The sequence below is a fragment of the Streptomyces sp. DH41 genome, assembly GCF_029813785.1.
In the GTDB taxonomy this organism is placed as follows: Bacteria; Actinomycetota; Actinomycetes; order Streptomycetales; family Streptomycetaceae; genus Streptomyces.
Genome location: NZ_JARVKY010000061.1, coordinates 1 through 1,489, shown reverse-complemented (window position 1 = coordinate 1,489; position 1,489 = coordinate 1). Strand labels below are relative to the sequence as shown.

Here is a 1,489-nt window from a genome sequence, read left to right as displayed (position 1 = left end):
CCCCGTTATCTTTTTCGCGGTCCTGCAAGAGGGCCGCTGGCCTCCGGGCCCGGCATGACTGTTGCCCCCTGTCGATGGGATGACCTGGGGGGTGGTGTCACCGGGTCCGAGGGGTGCCGTCGGAGACGCTGATCAGAGGTCCGACCACCGTCCGGCCGGGCGCAATGCCAGGCCGCTCGCGGGCGGCAGGTCTGCATAACGTGGATGCGCGAGAACGGCTCCCGACCTTGAGGCCGGCACGCATCGACACATGTGGGGGCACGGTGATCAGCATCGACGGGGTGGGCGTCTTCCTTGGCCTGGACGTCGGCAAGCAGACGCATCACGGCCACGGCCTGACCCCGGCCGGGAAGAAGGTGTTCGACAAGCCGCTGCCGAACAGCGAACCGAAGCTGCGGGCTGTCTTCGACAAGCTCACGGCCAAGTTCGGCACCGTCCTGGTGATCGTGGACCAGCCCGCCTCCATCGGCGCCCTCCCACTGACCGTCGCCCGGGACGCCGGCTGCCAGGTCGCCTACCTGCCCGGACTGGCGATGCGCCGGATCGCCGACCTCTACCCGGGCGAGGCCAAGACCGACGCGAAGGACGCCGCGGTCATTGCGGACGCTGCCCGCACCATGCCCCACACCCTGCGCACCCTCGACCTGACCGATGAGGTCACCGCGGAGCTGACCATGCTGGTCGGCTTCGACCAGGATCTCGCAGGCGAGGCCAACCGCACCTCCAACCGCATCCGCGGCCTGCTCACCCAGTTCCACCCCAGCCTGGAGCGCGTCCTCGGCCCGCGCCTGGACCATCCGGCAGTGACCTGGCTCCTCGAGCGCTACGGATCCCCGCAAGCACTCCGCAAAGCGGGCCGCCGCAAACTGGTCGAGGTCGTCCGCCCGAGAGCCCCGCGCATGGCCGAGCGACTGGTCGACGACACCTTCACCGCACTCGACGAGCAGACCGTCGTCGTCCCGGGCACCGGCACCCTCGACGTGATCGTCCCGTCGCTGGCGAAGTCGCTGGCCGCCGTTCACGAACAACGCCAGGCCCTGGAAACGCGGATTGAGGCACTGCTGGAGGCCCACCCTCTTTCCCAGGTCCTGACCTCGATGCCCGGCATCGGCGTCAGGACCGCCGCAGTCCTCCTGGCCACCGTCGGCGACGGCAGCAGCTTTCCCACCGCCGCCCACCTGGCCTCCTACGCCGGCCTCGCCCCGGCAACCCGGCAGTCCGGCACGTCGATCCACGGCGAGCACGCCCCCAGAGGCGGCAACCGGCAGCTGAAACGAGCGATGTTCCTCTCCGCGTTCGCAGCCCTCCACGACCCCGCCTCCCGCACCTACTACGACCGCTGCCGAGCCCGCGGCAAAACCCACACCCAGGCCCTCCTCCGCCTCGCCCGCCATCGCATCAGCGTCCTGTTCGCCCTGCTCCGCGACGGAACCTTCTACGAGCCGAGGAGCCCTCGACTCGCTTGACGAAGGACATAGAGGCACCCCCC

The 1,489-nt window shown here is 69.8% G+C and carries 1 protein-coding gene; it reads left to right on the top strand.

The genetic code is table 11. From position 1 onward, the window contains the following. Positions 1 to 263: 263 nt before the first annotated feature. Positions 264 to 1,466, top strand: a complete 1,203-nt coding sequence (locus QC283_RS39370; RefSeq protein ID WP_279566601.1) for an IS110-like element ISSam1 family transposase — start codon at positions 264 to 266, stop codon at positions 1,464 to 1,466. The last annotated feature ends 23 nt before the right edge of the window (positions 1,467 to 1,489 follow it).